At 37.2% G+C, this 18321-nt stretch carries 14 protein-coding genes, 1 tRNA gene and 3 pseudogenes; 11 read left to right on the top strand and 7 right to left on the bottom strand.

Annotated features, from left to right (window positions below; genetic code table 11):
- Positions 1-70: 70 nt before the first annotated feature.
- Positions 71-1309, bottom strand: a complete 1239-nt coding sequence (locus ABN099_RS00205; protein ID WP_349461657.1) for a TerD family protein — start codon at positions 1307-1309, stop codon at positions 71-73.
- 171 nt (positions 1310-1480) lie between these two features.
- Here ABN099_RS00205 and ABN099_RS00200 point away from each other — a divergent pair, with 171 nt between their 5' ends.
- Positions 1481-2881, top strand: coding sequence for an amidohydrolase (locus tag ABN099_RS00200; protein ID WP_349461656.1), 1401 nt, complete (start codon positions 1481-1483; stop codon positions 2879-2881).
- 406 nt (positions 2882-3287) lie between these two features.
- Positions 3288-4934: a DUF4139 domain-containing protein gene (locus ABN099_RS00195; protein WP_349461655.1), complete on the top strand. Its 1647-nt coding sequence runs from the start codon at positions 3288-3290 to the stop codon at positions 4932-4934.
- Between the two features lie 93 nt (positions 4935-5027).
- Here ABN099_RS00195 and yidZ read toward each other — a convergent pair whose 3' ends face one another.
- Positions 5028-5990: an HTH-type transcriptional regulator YidZ gene (yidZ, locus tag ABN099_RS00190; RefSeq protein ID WP_349461654.1), complete on the bottom strand. Its 963-nt coding sequence runs from the start codon at positions 5988-5990 to the stop codon at positions 5028-5030.
- On the bottom strand, positions 5983-7173 hold the full coding sequence (locus tag ABN099_RS00185; protein WP_349461653.1) for an MFS transporter: 1191 nt from the start codon (positions 7171-7173) through the stop codon (positions 5983-5985). Before ABN099_RS00185 ends, yidZ begins: the two co-directional genes overlap by 8 nt.
- Before the next feature lie 154 nt (positions 7174-7327).
- Here ABN099_RS00185 and ABN099_RS00180 point away from each other — a divergent pair, with 154 nt between their 5' ends.
- Together ABN099_RS00180 and tnpA are read left to right on the top strand one after the other, a co-directional pair.
- Positions 7328-8560 (top strand): FAD-dependent oxidoreductase, encoded by a 1233-nt coding sequence (locus ABN099_RS00180; protein ID WP_349461652.1) that lies wholly within the window; start codon positions 7328-7330, stop codon positions 8558-8560.
- A gap of 195 nt (positions 8561-8755) precedes the next feature.
- Positions 8756-8990 (top strand): annotated as a pseudogene (gene tnpA / locus ABN099_RS00175) (IS200/IS605 family transposase); the annotation flags it as partial.
- Positions 8991-9036: 46 nt separating this feature from the next.
- On the opposite strand, the gene ABN099_RS00170 reads toward tnpA, so the two are convergent.
- Positions 9037-9489 (bottom strand): acyltransferase, encoded by a 453-nt coding sequence (locus tag ABN099_RS00170; RefSeq protein ID WP_349461651.1) that lies wholly within the window; start codon positions 9487-9489, stop codon positions 9037-9039.
- A 48-nt stretch (positions 9490-9537) separates the two neighbouring features.
- Here ABN099_RS00170 and ABN099_RS00165 point away from each other — a divergent pair.
- Positions 9538-9615, top strand: a pseudogene (locus ABN099_RS00165) (IS1 family transposase); the annotation flags it as partial.
- Here ABN099_RS00165 and ABN099_RS00160 read toward each other — a convergent pair.
- Positions 9609-10022 (bottom strand): annotated as a pseudogene (locus ABN099_RS00160) (recombinase family protein); the annotation flags it as partial. The pseudogenes ABN099_RS00165 and ABN099_RS00160 sit on opposite strands and share 7 nt — an antisense overlap.
- Positions 10023-10164: 142 nt before the next feature.
- On the opposite strand from ABN099_RS00160, the gene ABN099_RS00155 reads away from it, so the two are divergent.
- Positions 10165-10911, top strand: a complete 747-nt coding sequence (locus ABN099_RS00155; RefSeq protein WP_349461650.1) for a DUF4184 family protein — start codon at positions 10165-10167, stop codon at positions 10909-10911.
- Between the two features lie 135 nt (positions 10912-11046).
- On the opposite strand, the gene mnmH is transcribed toward ABN099_RS00155, so the two are convergent.
- Complete coding sequence (mnmH, locus tag ABN099_RS00150; protein ID WP_349461649.1) at positions 11047-12135, bottom strand: tRNA 2-selenouridine(34) synthase MnmH; 1089 nt, start codon at positions 12133-12135, stop codon at positions 11047-11049.
- A 330-nt stretch (positions 12136-12465) separates the two neighbouring features.
- On the opposite strand from mnmH, the gene ABN099_RS00145 reads away from it, so the two are divergent.
- From ABN099_RS00145 to ABN099_RS00130, 4 genes are all read left to right on the top strand, one after another.
- Positions 12466-12538 (top strand) — tRNA-Gly (locus ABN099_RS00145).
- A 92-nt stretch (positions 12539-12630) separates the two neighbouring features.
- Complete coding sequence (locus tag ABN099_RS00140) at positions 12631-14943, top strand: hypothetical protein (RefSeq protein WP_349461648.1); 2313 nt, start codon at positions 12631-12633, stop codon at positions 14941-14943.
- Positions 14944-15027: 84 nt separating this feature from the next.
- On the top strand, positions 15028-15432 hold the full coding sequence (locus ABN099_RS00135; protein ID WP_349461647.1) for a DUF6122 family protein: 405 nt from the start codon (positions 15028-15030) through the stop codon (positions 15430-15432).
- 10 nt (positions 15433-15442) lie between these two features.
- On the top strand, positions 15443-15934 hold the full coding sequence (locus ABN099_RS00130) for a substrate binding domain-containing protein (RefSeq protein WP_349462223.1): 492 nt from the start codon (positions 15443-15445) through the stop codon (positions 15932-15934).
- Here the strand turns inward: ABN099_RS00130 and ABN099_RS00125 are convergent.
- The gene (locus tag ABN099_RS00125) at positions 15929-16408 is read right to left on the bottom strand and encodes a hypothetical protein (RefSeq protein WP_349461646.1); all 480 of its coding nucleotides are present in this window, start codon (positions 16406-16408) and stop codon (positions 15929-15931) included. The two genes, ABN099_RS00130 and ABN099_RS00125, sit on opposite strands and share 6 nt — an antisense overlap.
- A 431-nt stretch (positions 16409-16839) precedes the next feature.
- Between ABN099_RS00125 and yegD the strand changes: the two genes are divergently transcribed.
- On the top strand, positions 16840-18192 hold the full coding sequence (gene yegD, locus ABN099_RS00120; protein ID WP_349461645.1) for a molecular chaperone: 1353 nt from the start codon (positions 16840-16842) through the stop codon (positions 18190-18192).
- Positions 18193-18321: the final 129 nt, after the last annotated feature.

Raw genomic sequence — 18321 nt, 5'->3', positions numbered from 1 at the left:
AAACGGGCATATTTATCACTGCCCGTTTTCTTTAGGATAAACTGTAGAAAATATCTACTTTATGACACATTTATATATAACGTTTGCTACCTAAAATACTTGGTTTTTTCCCTTTAAATACATGAGGACCATCCATCGTTAATTTAAGCTCATTCCCCGTTCGTGTTAACCAAGGTGTTGCTTCACTACCTGCTCGAGAAGTCACTCCTGACGGCTTTAATGTAATGCTATCGAGATCAATTTCAATAATGCCAATGACATAAGTGTAAATCATATTATTGAAGAACCCTTTTTTGTATTCACAAGAACATTCAACAATTTGATTACCATATTCCATACGCATTGTTGGTTTTAGCGATGCCACAGAAACACAGCCATTACTAACCGCAGAGTAAACACTGCATACTAATGCCACTTTTCCGCCCATTAATTGTGAAATAGCCGGGTTAATTTCAACGGTTTCACAACCCGGTTGTTCTTGGCTCACGCTAACAACATCACCAGTATGGAAGACAAAAGGATCACTATTAAACGCACCACTTTTATCAGGTGCTTGAATGATAGACATTTGACCATTAGGGCGCAAAATACCCACACGAAGATCTAAGTCATCGTTATCCTTACCATCCCCATTATCTATCCATGTTGCACTGACTAAAATACGCTTAGGCGCATCATTACCTTTTAATAATGACACCCTATGGCTACTATCTGGTTTGGTTAATTTCACCACACTTTTTTGCATATTCACGGGCGTTGGTGGTGATGCAACAACAGGGGCTGGCTCTTCAACTTCAATACCATAAAGATTGCATAATCCTGCAAGTCCTGAAGCAAATCCTTGCCATACTGCACGTACTTTATTTTGCTCATTTCTAACATAAAGCTCTAAGACAATAATGCCTGTCTCTTGAGAAAAAAGGCTAGGAGTTAGCGCTAGTGTCTCATTTTGAGTGATGACTTGTGCTTGTAATTGATTAACTGCGGCAAAACCACCCGCACTTCCATCTTGAGTCAGCGTAATTGCAACTTTAGTAATATTGCTAGGAAGACGAGACAAATCAAAATTAATACTATGAGTAACTGTCGTTCCCTGTGTTATTGGCGGAATAAAAGAAGCTGCACCGGATAGATGCTGAGGCGCATTAAAGAAAACCATGTCATTATCATCAATAACCTTACCTGAATCAGTTATTAAGAAAGCGGTCAGGTTAACATCAAGATTTTCACCTATTGCATGAGTTACTTTGACTTGTCCTTTATTCTGACTAAGTGCTCTATTTTCACCGGGTTGTAATGCGGTATTCATTAAACAGCTCCTTGATTAATAAAAATAACTGCAATAACTTAAATGATATCAGTGATAATAACTTTTATTAATTGTTTATTTGGTGATCTTCTTCAAGCGCATTTGATATCAAAAGTCGATCAATTTATTTATACTTCCCAAGAAATTTATCCATCAAGACAAGAGGTAATTATGTCGTTTTCTAAATCTATGCTTGCGTTGGCTGTTATGGCAGTCTCTTTCTCTAGTTATGCCGCCAAACAGGCAGATTTGATGATAGTCGATGGTACGGTTCTTACTATGAACAAACAAAATGAGATCATAGAGCAAGGTACCGTCGTCGTAAAAGAAAATAAAATTATCGCGGTTGGTGGTCCTGAACTTGCTAAAGAGTACCAAGCCAATAAAGTATTAGATGTTGATGGCGATATTGTTATGCCTGGTCTTATTAATACTCATACTCACGGCTCGATGACCGTATTTCGTTCATTAGCCGATGACGTGCCAGATAGACTTCATCGCTATATATTCCCATTAGAAAATAAGATGGTCTCTCGTGAAATGGTTCGCGTTGGCGCTAATTTAGCCAATATTGAAATGGTGAAAGGCGGCGTAACCACTTATGTTGATATGTATTATTTTGAAGATGAAGTAGCAAAAACGGTGGATAAAATGGGGAACCGTGCTGTATTAGGCGAATCTGTTATTAATTTCCCAGTCGCTGATGCACAAACTCCAGAAGAAGGTATTCAGTACGCGGTAAACTTTATTAAAGAATATAAAGATCACCCTCGAATAACTCCTGCTTTTGCGCCTCATGCACCTTATACCAATAGCACTGAAAACCTACAAAAAATTGCCAAGTTATCTATTGAACTCGATGTTCCTGTTATGATCCATTTAGCAGAAACAGACCGTGAAAAGGAAGAAATTGCCAAACGTACAGGTGGTAAAAGCCCAGTGCAATACATGGCAGATATTGGTGCATTAAATAATAAAGTGATTGCCGCTCATGCCATTATGGTCGATGAGAAAGATATCGAACTACTAAAAAAATATGATGTTGGCGTAGCGCATAATATCAGTGCAAATACCAAATCAGCTAAAGGTGTAGCCCCCGTAGTGGCAATGTTAGAAAAGGGTGTTCGTGTTGGTTTAGGCACCGATGGTCCAATGTCGAGTAATACATTGACGACTATGAATGAACTCAATTTAGTTGGTAAAATTCATAAGCTAGAAAATAGAGATCGCGCTGCAATGCCACCATTAACCGTTGTTGAACTCGCAACGATGGGATCAGCTAAAGTACTACATATGGAAGATAAACTAGGCTCATTAGAATCTGGTAAGCTGGCTGATATCATTGTTGTCGATACTAAAGCGCCAAATATGGTACCAATGTATAGCCCATATGCAGCATTAGTTTATGGCGCTAACGGTGGCAATGTTCGTCATACTATTGTTGATGGCACAATATTAATGCAAGACCGTAAATTGCTGACGGTAGACGAAAACACCATTATTAAAGAAGCTCAAGAATTTTCTGATAAAGTACGTAAAACCGTTATTGAAAGCGGTGAAATAGTTAAATAAAACCATATTTGGTTTTAATAAATAAACTAAGCGGGTGGGTTAATAAAACTTACACCCGCTTTTTTATCACTAAGCTATTCTTTAGTAAAAACAAACCGTCTAATTTTGAGTATGATACAGTTTAAAATAATAAAGATTTAAGCCGTGACCCGATAAATATTTAAATAGCTTAATATATTTATATTAATGCTTAATCCTGCTTTTTCGTTTCAGACAAATCCTTCGATTCAATTTATACTATCACGATCAATAACTTATTGTATAAATAGAAAAATACTATTTATATTTAAGTTTATTCTGTTATCTAGTTGGCGAAAGATGAAATACTATTCAATAAACTATTTAATGGTATTTTTTAGGTTAACAATAATTAATCCCCACATCTACTATGGATGGAATATAAACGATGATAAAGCCAAATAAATTAACCCAATCACTTTTTTTACTCTCTTTTGTCACGGCATCTAGTGCTATTGCTAACGAACAAAAAACAGCAGACGAACAAAATATTGTTTATCAAGATGTGAAACTTAACCAAGCTACCGTATTTTTACGTGGTGCTGAAATTGAAAATAGCGTAACACTGAATTTATCGGCAGGGCAAAGTGAAGTGATATTATCCAATATCGCTAATAATATAAATCAACGCAGCCTTGCAATTAATCTTGACAGTAACGATGTTATTATTAACTCCGTTAATGTTAAAAAAATTCCTATTGCACCCGTTTACCCAGCATCAATTACTGCACTAATGGACCAGCAAAAAGAGATTAATAAAAAAATTGAAGAACTTAATATCAATATTAATGTTGGTGATGAACAACTTACATTATTAAAAGATAAAAACTTTTTTGGCGAGCAAAATACGCTCTCTTTAGAACAATCTTCTCAAAAACTTGATTTTATTCATCAAAAAATGGCAGCTATTTTAAATCAGCAACGTCTTGAACGTGATGAAATTGCCAAATTAACTGAAAAATATCAAGAGCTAGAAAGAGAAATTGAGATTAATGCACCTGTTATTGCTCAAGAGAAAACACAAATTGTTATTTCATTAGGCGCTACAAAAAATTTAACCAGTAAAATGCGTATCTCTTATATTACGCCAGATGCAGGATGGTCACCGACTTATGATATTCGTAGTCAAGGTTTAGATAAACCAATTACCCTGACATATAAAGCAGATCTTATTCAAAATACAGGGATTAACTGGGATAAAGTTAAACTGGTTCTTACCTCAACAAATCCATCAGATAATATCACATCACCAACACTAACACCTTGGTATTTATCACTTTATAATGATAATGCAAAATTTAGAAGTAAGAGTATGGCAGCACCTGCACCAATGATGGCTGAGATGAGACAAGACCGAGACGAAGATGTTTTGGATGGTAAAGTAAATAAAGGTGTCGCCCAATATGTGATGACCGATAACAATGGTATTAATGTAAGTCATGCTATCGACTTACCTTATACATTAAAGAACAGCACTAAACCGAACTCACTGGTTATTGATCAAAAAGATATCACTGCCGACTATCAATATTCAGCAACGCCTAAATTAGCTGAAGAAGTTTATTTACAAGCTGGGGTAAAAGATTGGAACACATTAAATTTACTCAATGGTAGTGCCAATATCTATTATATGAATAATTTTGTTGGTAATGCTTATATTAATACTGAAGAATTAAAAGAGCAGTTAGATATTCCATTAGGCATCGATAAAAACATTCAAATCAGCCGTATAAATAGTGAGAAAACCAGAAAAGAACCTATTTTTATTGGCTCAACTATTGAGCTAAAAGAAAGTTATCAAATCAAAATAAGAAACATGTATGACAAGCCGATTAAATTAACCGTCTATGATCAACTGCCATTAAGCCAAGAAAATAGTATTAATGTGACCAACGCAGAATATAAAGAGGGTGTTCTTGACAAAGAGACGGGCGAAATTAAATGGAATGTAGAGTTACAAGCGAAAAAAGAGAAGACGCTGCCATTAAACTATACGCTCTCTTATCCTAAAAATAGATATATAAATGGACTATAATTATTTTTTGTTCTGTAAAACAATACGTTAATAATTATTTTATAGATGAAGCAAAGGTGCAGAAATGCACCTTTTTTATTGCAGATAATATGGCTATTTTACGATTTTATTAACACTATTTTTAATCGTTTCTCTTAACCATAAAATTTTCGCATTATGTGAGTGCCTTTTATGCCATAACTGGATAAAAGGTAAATCTAACTGCCTAGATACTGCTGTAGGTAACGGTATAGGAAGAGTCATTAAATCAGGTAACGCCTTTCGGATATAGTGCAAACAATAACCCGGCGCACAAGTAATTAATTGATGACCTGATTGCGCCACCATAAATAGAGATTGTTCAAAAGAAGTGTAAGTCACCGCGATATTACGTAAACGCCCATGCTCACTTAACACATCATCTAATGCCCAATGGCTTCGTTTATCATATTCCGTACTAACATGAGGGTAGCGTAAAAAAGTATCTAAATCCCAAGTCTCTTTTAATAATGGATGATTTTTATGGACATAAACCAATGGTGTATCTGAAAATAACACTTCATAATCAATTACATCAGGTAATAAATCGAGTAATTCCCTTGAGCGCGGATAATATTCTCTACCAACCAACCCAATATCAACATCGCCATCAATAATACTGGCGAGTGAATTATATTCCCAATTTCTAATTTGAAGCGTTGAACCAGGGTAATGGTTTAGTATTTGCTGAGGAAAATGGGGCAACATCACTTGATGTAACGGCGATTCCATAACTAAATGAAATCTAAGACCTTGGGGAATATCAATATTACTTTTACCTGTAATATGATGACTAATATTAATAAAGTCAGATAAAGACTCTTCGATACTTAATGTTAATGGCGTTGGAATTAAGCCCTGAGGGCTACGTACAAATAACGGATCATCAAACCAAACGCGTAATTTAGCTAATGCTTTACTCACGGCTGAAGGTGAAATAGATAACCATTTAGCAGTAAGTGTAACACTACGTTCTTGCAAAAGAATTTGTAAGATCACCAATAAGTTTAAATCCATTTTATGTAATGGTTTATGCATCACAAACAACCTCTTGGGATTTATTTGAAGTACCGTACAAGCGTAATAGAATAAAACCTATAATAGAGCTTGCTAGCAAAATAACAATTAGCATTGTAATTGCAGGTATTTCTATCCAGCCCATAATCCAAATATATAAAGAAGCAAAACTTAACTGAGCGATAGCAAGTACGGAACTCGCTAATCCAGCTCGTTGGCTAAACGGAGAAAGAGCTTGGCTCATTATAATACCGAATAGCAGAGCAAACCCAGCGCCACACAAAGCAAATGCGATAAAGAACCAGTAATTATGTTGTATTAATCCTAATAATAAAAAGAGGGCAGCACAAAGAAAACTCATTAAACCAGTATACAAAATGGAAGAGTAACTAAATTTAGATAATATCTTGGGCATTAAAAATGAGGTTGTCATGCTTACGATAGAGAGCAACGTCATCAATGTAGAATATTGACCTGTTGTGTAGTTCATTTTCTGCATAATAACAATAGGTGAGATATTCACATATGTAAGAATAACCCCCATACCTAAGCAAGAGATAAGCAGGCGACTCAAAAATAAAGGATTTAAAAACGACTCATTAGCCAAGCTTCCTTCCACTAAATCAGGAACTGATCCTTTATTCGTACATTTCTTCTGTTTTGTTTCTTTAATACCAAAAAGGCAAAATACAAAATTAAGCAGGGCATAACCCGCCATAAAAAAGAACATCGTTTGCCATTCAAAGCGCAGCAAAATTAAATAACCAAGAACCGGGGCTAATACAGGAACAATGCAGGTTATTCCATTTAGCATTGAGAGTATTTTTGCTCTTTGTTGTTCTTTTAATGTATCTCTCAATATTGCAAAGGTGACAACGTAACAAAAACCGGCACCAATACCTTGGAAAAAACGCGCGATTAAAAAACTATTTTCCGTTATCGAAAATCCAGACTGTAATGATGCCAGCATAAATATCAGTGTGCCTAAAAGTGCAATAGGCTTACGTCCTAAGCTGTCTGAACACCATCCAGCGATTAGCATTGTTGATGCCATACCAATAAGGTAAATCGAAAATGCCATATGCAAAGTAGCTTCTGTTGCTTGTAAAGCATCAGCAATAGCGGTTAACCCGGTTAAATGTAGATCAACACCTAATGGATAAATTAGCACTATACAGAAACTAAAAATAATATATTTCATCATAAAAAATAGCTCATCATTAAAGATAAAGCGCTATTTTAGTGAGATAAGCAAACTAAACCTAATGACAAAAAAAGAATCGCAAATTTCCATTCTGGAAAAATGGTCGATAGACCACAAGAAAGCTAATTGATAATCTCAATTTTCATTTAAATAAGTGGTTGCTCTCAGGAAAACCGCCGGGCACTGGGTTATTCGCAGCATATTTGCAGGTGATGACCGGGAAGAGATTTTTGACCGGGTCATCATTGCAACAGGTGAACTCTGGCAACCCCGCCGACCCGTCCTGCCGGGTACGGAAAACTTCTCCGGAACGCTGATCACGTCGAGAGAATATCAGGAGCCGGAAACCTTTGAAGGGAAGAATATCCTTGTCATTGGCGGCGGAGTCAGTGGGGCTGACATTGCCTCAGACCTCGTCCCCTTCGCCAAAACCGTGAGTCTGTCCGTTAAAAACATGGGACTGTATCTGCCAAGACAATTCCTGACAGGGCCGAATGACATGATGCATTCCTATCTGGGCAGGTGTCTGCTGAGCCGCATGAGTTATGCTGATTTTATCGGTTATCTCGATACCTTGATGCCTGAGTACATGCAGACCTATCGTGCATCCGGTTTATTGCCCCTCATGGCAAACAATAACGCAGTACATGTTAACGAAAAAATTATACCGAATGTAGCCGCCGGGCTGATAAAAGTTAAACCCCAAGCAGAGCGTTTCACCAGAGAGGGAAATGTTGAGTTCGTCGACGCATCTCAGGAAAAATATGATGTCATCATAACCTGTACAGGTTATGAAATGCCTGATTATTCGTTCATTCCGGGATTTGACAGGACACTGCTATATGAGCATTTTCTCTGGGCAGATGCTCCTTCTCTGGCCGTTATTAATCCCCCGGTGGATACCGCTGGTTTCGGGGCAGCGTTTCCCTATTTTGACGTCATCAGCCAGTGGGTAATAAATGTATTCTCCGGGAAGTCCTCACTTCCGGGAAAAGACGCCATGCGCAAATGGTGCGCTGAACATATGGCTTCACTTCATGTTAAGCGCTTTTATGACAGCTGGCTGGAAACCATCCGGATCGGACTGCAGGCGGGTATTCTCCCTGATCCGGCCCGGGACTTTTCCCGATACTGGAACATCATCAGTAGTGTGGTCAAACCCGCCTATCTGGCCAATCCTCCCGCAGTTCCGGAGCCGGGTATAATGGACAGCCTGTTTGATTTTCGGATCGCCAGAATCCAGATACTGTCTGGGCTGGAAAAGGAAGCTCTCTGTAATTTGCTGAAAAAAGGTGATATTACTGACGCAGAATATCGGGCGGCGGTGGAAACCGATCCCCGGCAGACCATTTCAGTTCACCTGCCATACTCGCAGGTCTATCTTTGATATAAAGGGCCGTTTCCGGCCCTTTACATTTCTAACTGAATACCACGTCCTATGGACGTGGTTATCGGCTTTTTGGCTCTGCCAGTAATGCTACTCATGGGAAAATCCGAATCTGTTATCCCCATAACTGATAAGGATTTAACCATGAGTAGGTTCGAAAAAGCATCGCATGTGCTATAGCATTGTCAATACCATATAGTTTGGACCTCCAAATGCCGATTTCGAATACTGAAGAACAATGTAGGAAAAGAGGTTTATAGGCAGCTCAGGATATTAAGCGAACAGTTGCACATTGATATTGTAGAGCTAAATGTTCAATTAGATCATGTACAATTTGTTAGTAAAGATCCTGCCGAAACTATCCGTCTCGGAAGTGATGGGTCATTTGAAGGGCAGAACAGCAATACGGTTATTTAATAAATTCCCCTATGGGGCGCCAAAGCAATGCCGCCTTCTATAAAGGCGGATTTTTACTGTCATAATGTTCTGATCAGCCTTGCCGGGTTTCCTGCATAAATGCCTTTGATCTCAATCGGCTTCACCACAACTGAACCCGCACCAATAACGGAGCCGCTGCATATATACGGTGACAGAATAGTGGCTCCGCTGCCCACAGTAACCGAATCCCCCAGGGAAATGGTGATCCAGTTATCAGGTGACGGGTCCGGCGCACCAGACCGAAACAGATCGTTGGCAAACGTCACGTTATGACCAATGAAGCAGTTCTCACCCAGTGATACGTTTTCACAGATAAACGTGTGCGACTGTATCCGGCTTCCACTGCCAATAACACAGCCTTTCTGTATCTCAACGAAGGGGCCGACAAATACATTGTCCCTGAGTTCACATTCATAAATGTTGGCAGGTTTGACAATACGAACATTAGTCCCGTGAATCACATCCCGGACAGCACATTCCATAAATTTCATACAAATACTTCCTTCAAATATTGATGACCCATACTGGAATTGTTGTGGTCAGTGTCGTTTTCAAAATCGGTGGAACTGCATGACAAAGTCATTGGGCATTATCTGAACATAAAACATTATCAGTAAGTTGAAGTCACAACCCGATTCTGCTCTTCGAGAATTTTATAGACAGTGGAACGTGCAATGCTGAGTTGATGAGAAATATTAGTTTTACCAATACCTTTCTGATGGAGTTCCAGAACGGCATCCCTGTCTACACTTCGCTTGTGTCCGAATTTGATGCCTTTAAGCTTCGCCTCCTGCCTGCCTTCATTAGTGCGCTCAAGAATTCTTTGGCGTTCGGCCTGTGCAACAGCTGAAAGAATAGTGATCACCATTTGTCCCATTGGTCCGTCGGTGCTAATCCCGTCATCAATGAACCGGACTACAACGCCTTGAGTATCGAATGCTTTTATCTGGTGAATCATATCAGCAGTGTCGCGGCCAAGACGGTCGAGTTTTTTTACCAATATGACGTCGCCTTCTTCCACCTTCTATTGTTATCAACAATAGCAGCAAAACCAACCACCAACCATATGTTATCTAGAGATGTAGATCTCAGATAAAACCTAGCTAATTTACTGATAAAGTGGCACTAAACTAGCCTTTATTTTTTAATTTAATAGAGATATTCCTATGCCTTGGACGTTTTCACACCCAGCTATTGTTTTTCCGTTAAAACAGTCTCGAATAGGAAAAAACCTCAATTTACCCGCATTAATTGTAGGCAGTACTTCACCCGATTTACTTTACTCTTTTGGCTTATACCAAGCTTCAACAACAGCGCACCACCTTTTAGGTTGGTTCTATACTGCATTACCTCTGTGTTTGCTTATTTTTATCCTAAATTATTTATTACGATATCCATTAAAACGAGTTTCCCCCATTCCATTAAATAATCCAATGCAACTTACCTTACGTGATATAGGGATCTTTCTCTTATCTTTATATATTGGTGCATTAACTCATATTATATGGGATTCATTTACACATGAAACAGGCACCGCTGTAAGGCTTTTATCCGTGTTACAAACTCATATTTGGCAAGGAATGACTAATGGACAAGAGCTGGCAATTTATAAAGTACTTCAGCATCTTGGTTCTGTATTAGGCTTGCTCTACTTATGTTGGAAATATATTCAGTACCAACAAAAGCAAGATATACAGAGCAAAAAAGAAAATCGGATTAAACTTTATCGTTTAATGGGAATTGGAGTGATTTCAGGATTATGCGCACTGCCTTTAGCACTTCAGCTTTCAGATAAAGGATATGGGATAAATATTAACCGCTTTATTTTTCTTGAGCTCTCACTTGCTGTACCGTTTTTCTTTGGCATAACGATTATTTTAGGGTTATTACTGTGCCGAACTCAGAAAAATTAAACTGCCAATAAAAAACTGCACCTTAAAATAGATTAATAAATAATTTTTAGGTGCAGCAGCGTTAATTTATGAAATTTACTATCCGTCATTAATAACAGAAGATCTTAGCTATCAAGCAAGCGTTAGCAATAATAATTACTTGTTTGTTAACCACTGCATAACTTCGCTATAAGTTCCACGATAAATAATTTTGTCTTCTTTTTTACTTAGTTGGTAACGATACATAGGATCATAATATTCATTAAGCAAAGGCGTTAACCATGCAAAGTGGGCTTCCGTATTGCCTGTTGTTTTTTGCTCTATTAATGCGTTATCTAATAACTGAGTTAACTCGGTTGCGCGCTGAGAACCTAATCGACGACGAATAGCAAATAATCCATGGTGCAAATATTCACTATAAGCTTGCCAGCCTTTCTCTTCGCCATAAGCAGTCAAAAAATCATCTGTCATACGATCAAAGTACTCTTCTTTTAATCGTTCGATACGTTGCTCAAAAGGGTCTTCAACAATCACTAATGAGGCATCTGCCATTTTAATACGTAAGCTTTCTGGTAAACCATTTGCACCAATAGCACGACCTTCATCTTCAAGAACCCAGCGAGTTTGGTGTTGGGATTTTTTAAGCATATCAACAGCAAGATGATTTTCAAAAGTCGCTTGAGGAAATTGTTCTTGCAACGTTCGACCAAAAGAAGAACCGCGGTGATGTGCAAAACCCTCTAAATCAATACCTTCAGGTAAGGCTCTTACTAATGTTGTTTTGCCATTACCAGTACAACCGCCAATCAGTATAATAGGGCGCTGTACCAATTCATTCGTTATTTCAATAACGGCTTGCCTTAGCGCTTTATAACCGCCTTCAATCAACGGAAAATAGATGCCAGCCTCTTTTAGCCATTCTTGAACAATATGAGAACGCATACCGCCACGAGCACAACAAATATAGCCTTGAGGAAAACGCTCACAAGCTTCACGCCATGCGGCTAGTCGGTTATCACGAGTCTCACCGCTAACTAATTTATGACCTAACTCTACTGCTTTTTGCGAACCTTGCTGTTTATAACAAGTACCGACAGCAGCACGCTCTTCGTCGTTCATTAAAGGTAGATTAATCGCTTCAGGCATCGAACCTTGATTAAATTCGACAGGGGCGCGTACATCAATGATGGGGGTTTTGGTAGCAAGAATTTTTCGAATATTTTGAGCAGAAGAAGCTAATTCCATAATAAAAACTGTGGTATCTAATCAGACTGAAGGATTGACTACTATACGCTTAAGCGCTTGTGATGACACGTAATATCAGATTGCTATCACACAATTGTTCTTATTTTACTGCAAGATCGCCTGTATGTTGGTTATTCAGCTTAGCAAATACGAGTAGATTTTAAGGTGATCTATGATCGCCTCATTTTTATTCCTTTTATAGAACCCTTGTATACATAATAGGTATTATCATCATATTGTTTTACTTAAGTACGTGTTTTTTAGTTTTCCATAAAAAGAGATATGTTTTAGATGATATTTTCTAGTAATCATTTATAATTCTTGCTCAATTCCAGAATAGCTCAGTGGTAGAGCATTTGGCTTCCGGACCGAAAGGGCGCAGGTTCAATTCCTGCTTCTGGACCCTAATTATATTAATTTTGCTCTTTTATTCCTATTAGCATCGTTAAAACCACCATCATCATTAATAAAAACCCTCCTAATTTGGTGAATATCATGGTTGATAAACTAAACTCATTACCTGTTGGACTTGCTTATGCACAATCTCAGTTAGCGAAAATATTAAGTCAACCTGAAATAAATAATAAAAAAGTACAACAGTGGGAAGATGTTTTATACCAAATACTTCAAGGGCAAGTGGATTATGGTAACAGAACACCTTTTGCTGATGTGCCATCATGGGTAACGCTTGAAGTTGCAAAGGGGGGATTTGCAACAGGTAATTGGTTGGCAGGTGGTGAGATAACTTCAGATGAACAAGCGCAATTAGATAAACTGCAAATAAAAGTAGAACAAAAGAATAAGAGACTTGCATTAAATAGTTACTACTTAACTGAAGAGGGAATGGCATCTCTTAACGCCTTTTTAGATAATGAAAATTATCTTATTACAGTACCCGAAGAAGGTGTATTACTCACATTAGCATGGCTCGTTAAACATAATGCCCTCGATCACGCAAGAAAACTTCTGAATATTGTTTCTCCTTGGTTCTCAAGGTTAAGATTTTATCCACAAGTTATGGAACTGCCGGTTATTTCAAGTAATACGGTAAGAGTACAAAATCTTGATATTACTCAGTATGATTTAAAACGAATAAAACCCAATCAACGCGTACTAGCACAAAAAGAAGCCGTGACGATTTGGCATCCTTTTAAAGTGAAAATGGTCGCGTTATTATCTGAAATTATTCAAGATTTGCATATTATCTCAATTACATCGAAATGGAGACAATCGGCAAAAGATCTAATTGCTGAATATTCTCGACTTCGTCAGCAATACTCTCTTTGTCGTAAACCAGAGAAACGCAACGGTGACTTTGCAAAACTACGTATGGTGATTGAACAATTATCTCTTGATGAGAGTGAGTTAAATCCATATCAGGCACCTCATATTGCGACTTTATTACATCGCCATATTGAAAAATATGGTCAGCCATATTCAAAACAATGTAATGAAAAGTCACAAAAGCAACAATATGATATTCAAGCCCCATTGCATTACACATTAAGTCGAGTAATTTTAAATCGACTCGCTGATTTGGATATTAATAATGGGTTTGATAATAAAGCACTCGCAATAGAGAGTATTACCGATAATGAAGCTAATAAATTTAACGTGCCGCTCCATTACCCCATTCCTAACTCGCTGGTGCATAAGACCATGCGCAGTTTTAATACCACTGCAAGTCAATTAATTGAACAAAAGTTAATTACTTCTTCAGAAGCCTTGGGCGGGATCATTCCTCAAATTACAGCAGGGCTTCGTGCAGGTGGCATATTGGATATTCCATTACGTCACCTTTATGAAAAGATTTATCGTGCATTTAAACAACGACGTTCTCTGTTGTTATTAGATCTTCAGCATCAAGTGCAATTAGAAGAACTGCCTTGGATTGCTACGATTGATAAATTTCGTGAAAAGCAAATATCAAATAAAATAGTGTTTACAGAGGCACTAAACGAATTTCTATTATTAAATCTCCGCTATTTTCCACAAACACAATTACCTAACCCATTATTACAAGAGTTAAGTTCTCTAACATCTAAAATAGACTCCTCTATTCGATGGAGTGAAGAGTTAGCGGCTGATATTTTTATGGGTATGTTTAGTAGAAAAATATCTAACATATTGGTTAATATCACAAATACACCTTTACCTTATAGTTTGTATTCGCAATATTATCGAATTGACTACTTCCAGTTAAAGCAAGAACTCTGTGACTCATTAATTGCTGCGAATAAACAACCTGATGATCCTTACGCCACATCTCGCGTTATTCTTAAATGGTGTGAAAATAGAGCTAATTTAAAATTTGGTTCTTATTCACCAACAATAAATGGCTGTATTCTTGAGCAATTTTATGTATTAACAACTCATAACCTGAGCACTATTTTTAATGATTTAATGCTTGCGCCTAAGCTACAACCTTTCTTACTTGATATGTCTAAACAGTGCCTAAAAATTATCTCGCGCAATTTACAGGCACCTTATCGTGGATATCACGCTTCGCTTATTGCTATAAAACAGGCGGCTTATACTTGGCGCCAATTAGTCTTTTATCTCTCTTATTTATCGCCAGAAGAACGGCAACTATTTATTGAGTGGGCTTATAACTATATTGATACTCAGTCTCAATATTTTAAAACATTATTTATGCCAATTTGGCAGGGACTGATCTCGGTTATAAATACTCCTGATGATCACAATTATGATGATAAACCACCTCATCTTATTTTTTATGGGTGGTCTGAAAAGCATTGGATGATGGAACACATCTTAAAAGCCAATGGTGAAACAAGTCGTAAATAACGTTAAGGTGTTGTGTTCAAAGAAAGGTAACTTAATTTGTTGAGAGTTACCTATTATTCAGTTGGAAGAGAACATGAGGTTTGAGTGATATTTGAGATTGTTAGAACACTTTTACACTACAGCTTACATTTCTTAGTACCCATTTTATTGGGTTATATTTTTTGGCGAAAAAACTGGAAATTAGCCTCTATATTAATGATATCTACAATGGTAATAGATGCTGATCATCTGTTAGCTACACCTATTTTTGACCCTGATCGCTGTAGTATTGGTTTTCATCCCTTGCATACCATTTGGGCTGCAATTATTTATGTTGCGCTGTTATTTGTTCCTTCATGGAAATTTAAAGCCATTGCAGTAGGGTGTTTATTTCACTTATTTACCGACTCGGTAGATTGTTACCTTGGTGGATTAAAACAAAATATCGTTATAACGCTAAGCTGCGATAAACCAATCAATCATTCTTTACAATCAAATCTGTTTATCTAAAACTATTTAAATAGGTGAACTTCCTGATTCATCACTTATAGCTCGTCAGTTATCACCTTGTATTAGCCAACTTTACGCTTCTGAGCGTTATCTTGAAAAATATGGTGTTCCACAACATGTTATGGATTTAAAACAGCATAACTGTTTATCATATTCGCTATATCAAGCAGGTCTTGAGTGGATTTTTTATCAAAAAGGTAAAAAATACAGTCATGTTCCCAAAGGAAGCTTTCGTACAAATAATAGTGAAGTTCTGTTGCAAGCCGTATTACAAGGGATAGGTATTGCTTTACTTCCTCAGTTTATTACTCGTTCAACACCTCTAGAACAGCCGCTAATCCCTATATTGACCCATTTTGATTTACCAGAACACTTTATTTATGCAGTTTATCCTGAAAAGAAAAACTTACCACGAAAAATAGCGCTGTTTATTGATTTCTTAAAAGAGCAATTCGGTGAGAGGAGTATCTATCAACAAATTATCGAGAAAACATCACTATAAACAATGCTTATCATCACCAAAAAAGTCGCCAGCAAGCCACTGTGGTATTGTTTTATCGTTTATTTTATTGATCTCAAATTTTTCTATAGCAAAATATTCCGGAAAAGAAGCCTCTTCTTCATCGAACGCTTTTTCTAGCAACAGAAGTTTATTTAACGCGTCATTATAACTATCAAAAATAGCGTCAATATCACGATATATTTGACCAAACCCCTCACTAAAACGAGAAACTATATAGTAGTAAGCGCCTGTCTGAGAAATATCACAAAGATGCTCGCTTATTTTTATCTCTTCTAATTCAATCCATCGTTCTCTTTGTGTTAGTACCTCTAACGTATTGTTTTCTGTTTTATAGGTTTGAATAAAAGCCTGTTGTGCCGCTTGTGCTAGCGCTACATCATCAAATATGCCAAGCACAAAATTAGGACCGTCATAACCTGAAATGCCGATGACACATAAATAAAGAGTATTCACTTTATTATCTACCTTATTGATTAACTTATCGTAATCTTACAAGTTTTTTCTTATTTTCTCCTCATTATCCTATTTTTAAATTAAAGGCTCACTTATTTTACCCGGGTCGGGTATAAAGATAATCCATCCACTGCTGGTGTTTATTTAAACAGAAATAAGTTATTACAAAAAGAGTGGGAGCAATATGGTGAACACGCCTTTGAATTTATATTGCTCGAAAAAGTAAAATCGGATGAAAAAAATATCAAATCAGCATTAGAAAAGCTTTTCGATAAACTTAAATTAGAATACAAAATAACCGATGAAAATAGCTACTAAATATAGGTGGCTTATAATCGTTTAATTTTCTGATTATCTGGTGGTAATTGTTTAAAGCATAAGGTAGAGTTTTCAGTCTTTTTTTTCATACTAAGTCTAGTTGGGGAGGCTGAATGTTTATTGGCTTTGATTACGGAACATCAAATTGTTCTGTTGCGATAATGAAAGAGGGAAAGCCAACTCTTTTGCCTTTGGAAGGTGATGATTTTTATATTCCATCAACACTTTGTGCGCCAACCCGCGAATCTGTTTCTGAGCATTTATTTCGCCATTTAAATATCAAACCTTCAAGTGAAATAGGTGAACAATTACTTAGAAAATCAATTGCATTTAATCGAGACGAAGATATTGAGTTAGTACCTGAGGATGTTATTTTCGGGCAATCGGCACTTAGTTTATACCTTCATGACCCTCGTGATGTCTATTACGTTAAGTCGCCTAAGTCTTTTTTAGGCGCTTCTGGTCTGCATGATATACAAATTAGTTTCTTTGAAGATTTAGTTTGCGCCATGATGGCGAATATTAAGCATCAAGCAGAAAAAAGCACACAAGAAACGATTACCGATACGGTGATTGGTAAACCTATTAACTTTAATGGGTTAGGTGGTGATGCATCAAATAAGCAAGCTGAAAATATTCTTATTCGAGCCGCTAAACGCGCTGGGTTTAAGAATATTATGTTTGAATTTGAACCTGTAGCCGCAGGCTTAGAGTACGAAGCTTCATTAGAGAAAGATCAAACCGTACTGGTTGTTGATATTGGTGGTGGTACAACCGACTGTTCATTAATTCAAATGGGACCAAGTTATCGAGGAAAAACGGATCGCTCTAATACACTACTTGCTCATAGCGGGCAACGTGTTGGCGGTAACGACCTCGATATTTATCTCGCTTTTAAACAGTTAATGCCTCATTTTGGTATGACGGGCTCAATGTTATCGGGTATTCAGCTCCCACTGATGCACTTTTGGGATCCTATAGCGATTAATAACGTCGAAGCACAAAAGAATTTCTATTCTCGTCAAAATTTAGCGGTATTAAATCAGTTAAAACGAGATGCTCAAGAGCCTGAAAAAATAGCGCGTTTAATTGAAGTTTATAATGAAACTATGGGTTATAGCCTAGTTCGGCGTGCAGAAGAAGCTAAAATTGCATTATCAGATTCTCCTGACTATATAGCAAAAATCAAGTTACTCAGTGAAACGCTTGAGATTAATATTGAACGCCAACAAATGATTGATGCTATTGAGTCGCCAAAAAGTAAAATGATCGACTTGGTGAATGATGCTGTTCAACAAGGTGGCATTAAGCCAGATGCTATTTTTATGACTGGGGGTTCTGCTCGATCACCCGTGTTGTGCCAAGCAATAGAACAACAACTACCTAATATTCCTATCGTAAAAGGGAATGATTTTGGCTCTGTAACCGCAGGTCTTGCGCGTTGGGGTGAAATTTGCTTTAAGTAATCACCTTTTAAGCCATCATTGTAAATAACCTATTTAAAAAAATTGATTTTATCAATATATTAAAGCGTCTCTTACATTCAGTACTGTGTTGAATGTAAGAGACGCTTTTATTTTTAATATAAAATGACA

The sequence above is a fragment of the Proteus hauseri genome (genome assembly GCF_040139125.1).
GTDB classification, from domain to species: Bacteria; Pseudomonadota; Gammaproteobacteria; order Enterobacterales; family Enterobacteriaceae; genus Proteus; species Proteus hauseri_B.
Note: the sequence above shows the minus strand (reverse complement) of the source record. Positions and strands in the feature narration are given on the sequence as shown.

Coding starts and splice junctions, on each gene's coding strand:
- ABN099_RS00200 (WP_349461656.1), top strand. CDS start 1,481: ATGTCGTTTTCTAAATCTATGCTTGCGTTGGCTGTTATGGCAGTCTCT.
- ABN099_RS00155 (WP_349461650.1), top strand. CDS start 10,165: ATGCCTTGGACGTTTTCACACCCAGCTATTGTTTTTCCGTTAAAACAG.
- yegD (WP_349461645.1), top strand. CDS start 16,840: ATGTTTATTGGCTTTGATTACGGAACATCAAATTGTTCTGTTGCGATA.
- ABN099_RS00170 (WP_349461651.1), bottom strand. CDS start 9,489: ATGAAATTTATGGAATGTGCTGTCCGGGATGTGATTCACGGGACTAAT.
- ABN099_RS00195 (WP_349461655.1), top strand. CDS start 3,288: ATGATAAAGCCAAATAAATTAACCCAATCACTTTTTTTACTCTCTTTT.
- ABN099_RS00205 (WP_349461657.1), bottom strand. CDS start 1,309: ATGAATACCGCATTACAACCCGGTGAAAATAGAGCACTTAGTCAGAAT.
- ABN099_RS00140 (WP_349461648.1), top strand. CDS start 12,631: ATGGTTGATAAACTAAACTCATTACCTGTTGGACTTGCTTATGCACAA.
- mnmH (WP_349461649.1), bottom strand. CDS start 12,135: ATGGAATTAGCTTCTTCTGCTCAAAATATTCGAAAAATTCTTGCTACC.
- ABN099_RS00185 (WP_349461653.1), bottom strand. CDS start 7,173: ATGATGAAATATATTATTTTTAGTTTCTGTATAGTGCTAATTTATCCA.
- yidZ (WP_349461654.1), bottom strand. CDS start 5,990: ATGCATAAACCATTACATAAAATGGATTTAAACTTATTGGTGATCTTA.